The organism is Acinetobacter sp. YH16032 (assembly GCF_013417345.1).
GTDB lineage: Bacteria > Pseudomonadota > Gammaproteobacteria > Pseudomonadales > Moraxellaceae > Acinetobacter.
In genome coordinates this window covers 1-2874 of sequence record NZ_VPEE01000098.1, presented here as the reverse complement: position 1 = coordinate 2874, position 2874 = coordinate 1, and the positions used below count along the sequence as shown (strand labels likewise).

The 2874-nt window shown below is 33.9% G+C and carries 3 protein-coding genes; 2 read left to right on the top strand and 1 reads right to left on the bottom strand.

The features are described 5' to 3' along the window. Positions 1 to 291: 291 nt before the first annotated feature. On the bottom strand, positions 292 to 1860 hold the full coding sequence (locus tag FTV32_RS16365) for an ATP-binding cassette domain-containing protein (protein WP_159124549.1): 1569 nt from the start codon (positions 1858 to 1860) through the stop codon (positions 292 to 294). 357 nt (positions 1861 to 2217) lie between these two features. Between FTV32_RS16365 and FTV32_RS16360 the strand changes: the two genes are divergently transcribed. Beyond that, positions 2218 to 2538, top strand: a complete 321-nt coding sequence (locus tag FTV32_RS16360; RefSeq protein ID WP_000897307.1) for a type II toxin-antitoxin system RelE/ParE family toxin — start codon at positions 2218 to 2220, stop codon at positions 2536 to 2538. Further along, the gene (gene nadS / locus FTV32_RS16355; RefSeq protein WP_000369781.1) at positions 2531 to 2803 is read left to right on the top strand and encodes a NadS family protein; all 273 of its coding nucleotides are present in this window, start codon (positions 2531 to 2533) and stop codon (positions 2801 to 2803) included. Before FTV32_RS16360 ends, nadS begins: the two co-directional genes overlap by 8 nt. Positions 2804 to 2874 lie beyond the last annotated feature (71 nt).

The window sequence follows — 2874 nt, the reverse complement described above, 5'->3', positions numbered from 1 at the left end:
AGAAAAGGCGAGGGCGAAATTTTGATGATGCTCAATCGCTCGTAGACACTCGCTCGGTTCTTATTATCTAGGTTTTAATTATTTAATTGAGCTAATCAAAGTTGTGAAACATTGATTAAATAGTAGGCGTGGAACATGACAAATCATAAAAAAAGCCCGAACAGTGATGTTCGGGCTATCAACTAGAAACTACAGCGTTGAATTATAAGGATAATTATAAAGCATTTCGTATAAGGTGTATTATGTTAATTTTAGTAGAACTAATAAATCTATATATTTGAAAATGTCATTTTACTCAATTAAATACTCTTCAGATATTTCACACTGTTCAACAAAAAAATGATCATGTGAAACTAAAATTACAGCGCCCTGATATTGGCTAATAGCCTGCGATAGAAGCTCTCTAGACTCAATATCTAAATGATTTTCTGGTTCATCAAGCAATAATAAATCAATACCATCAGGATAGTGACTCATTGCTAATAATGCGACTTTCAATTTTTCACCACCACTCAGTTCTGATAGTTTTAATAAAGCTTTTTCACGACGAATACGTAACTGACCTAACAAATTTCTCCACTCAACTTCAGTAAGATTGGAGTTATAAAGTGCAAGGTTTTCGATTACGGATAAATCATTATTTAATAAACTAAAGTTTTGATCTAAATACAAACATGTTCCACTAAAGAAAATATCATCACGTTGATGGGTAGAAATCAATTTCAATAAGGTTGATTTACCAATTCCATTAGCACCTTTAAGATGGATTTTTTCGCCAGCTTTCAATGCAAAATTAATTTTATTTGTTGCTGTATGGGGTAGCTTTAAATCATGAATTCTTAAAATCTCTCCTTGCTTCGTACTCTGTAAGTGGAATTCAAACTTCTGAGCTTTGATTTTTTCTACAATGGTCTGCCTATTAATCAGACTATTTTTCAAATCATCAGTTTGTCGAGTTTGTTGGGCACGTAGCTTACCTAAGCTTTGTCCAGCATTTTCCTTTTTGAAATCTAGAAAAATCTTTGCTTGAGAATTAGAATCACGAAGTTCATTGCCTTTAGATTGACGTTTATTCGCTTTCATTAAGCTATCATGTTGCCGTTGTTTTAACTGCTTTAATTCTTTTTTCTCATTATTAATAGACTGAGTTAATGCATCCATGTGTAGCTGATGCTGTTGAATGTAATGCTCATAATTACCTTTGTAGTGTTGTAAGCCTAATTCAGTTAAAGCATAAATATGTTGGACTTGATTGAGTAATTGGCGATCATGACTAATCAGGCATACACCACTAGGGTGTGCCAAAATACTCTCAATTAACCATTGTCTAGATGTTGAGTCTAAATGGTTGCTTGGTTCATCTAAAAGTAGATAGTGATCCTTTTTTAAAAACAAACGACATAAAGCCAGCTTTGTTTTTTGTCCTTCACTCAGTTTTTCTGTTGGAAAGTTCAAATCCGTAGGTAAGTCAGCATTTTCAAGTATATTTTGCCATTTTTGTGGTAAATCCCAGGTATTTTCAACTAACTCATAATCATCAAAACTAGCTGTATTGTTCTCTATACGCCGAAAAGCATGATGTAAATGATCTACCTCTAATGCTTGTGCAATATTTTCAGCATTAAGGCGTTCTAATTGTGCCAAATAATCATGTTGGATATTCCATGAAACTTGACCACTATAATGAATATCTAAAGCTTGGCTTTGATCTAATATTCTGAACAATAGGGATTTACCTAAACCATTACGTCCAATTAATGCAGAAACCTGTCCTGATAAAAGCGTAATGTTTAGCTGATCAAACATTTTCTGTGTAGAAAATTCTAAATTTAAGTTTGAAGCAATACATGCATGTTGCATAAAAAATTCCTCATGTAGAGGATATGCAAAATAGTGAAGATTAACTTATAAAAAACAATATATTATTTAGGATATAAAGTAGAGACCAAGAATATATAGCCACAAGTAGAATCTATTTTGCACATCAAAAGTTTAAAAATAATGATGAGAAAATGACTTACTTCATTGGCGTTACTCTTGGGAGGATGATTTGAATAAGGTTATTTTATAATGATAAGACAATCTGTCAAGCTTGTACTAAAGCTTCTAAAAGTTATTTAACATAATGGCTGTTATGCGAAACGAGATCTACCAGCTCTCGTTTTTTGTTATGGAAACTGCTAAAATTCAAATACGCCATTGACGTATAAAGAGTCCATGTTATTTATTGAAACCAGCATCTTTACCAAGCAAATTAAAGACCTTGTATCTGATGAGGAATATCGTCAACTTCAGCAAGATCTTTTGGTACAGCCTGATAGAGGTGACCTAATCAAGAATGGCGGTGGTATTCGCAAAGTACGTTGTGCTCAAGGTAACAAAGGGAAAAGTGGTGGGATACGGGTGATTTATTATTGGGTCACCGAGGATGATCAGATCTTTTTCTTAGTGGCTTATCCAAAATCAGTAAAAGATAATTTAACAGATAAAGAAACCGCCATTCTGCACCAACTCGTGAAGGAGCAATTTCATGGATAACAACTTATTTGATGACTTGGTTGCTTCAATCAAAGAAGCTGGAGCTATCAAACGTAAAGAAGTTAAAGCAAGCCGAGTTACAGAACTCGAATTGCCTGATATTAAAGAAGTACGTGAAAAAACTGGCTTGAGCCAAAATGAATTTGCTGCACGTCTACATATTAGCCCCCGTACCCTGCAAAATTGGGAACAGGGACGACGCTATCCAACTGGACCAGCAGCTACATTGATTCGAATTTTAGATGCTCACCCAAGCCTTATTTGAAAAAATTACTTAAAAAATGGGAGCTTAAGGCTCCCATTTTTATTTCGTATAAGGTGTATTATGTTAATTTT

Bases quoted from the DNA above. Each gene is read 5' to 3' on its own strand.
- nadS (WP_000369781.1), top strand. From the start codon at position 2,531: ATGGATAACAACTTATTTGATGACTTGGTTGCTTCAATCAAAGAAGCT.
- FTV32_RS16360 (WP_000897307.1), top strand. From the start codon at position 2,218: ATGTTATTTATTGAAACCAGCATCTTTACCAAGCAAATTAAAGACCTT.
- FTV32_RS16365 (WP_159124549.1), bottom strand. From the start codon at position 1,860: ATGCAACATGCATGTATTGCTTCAAACTTAAATTTAGAATTTTCTACA.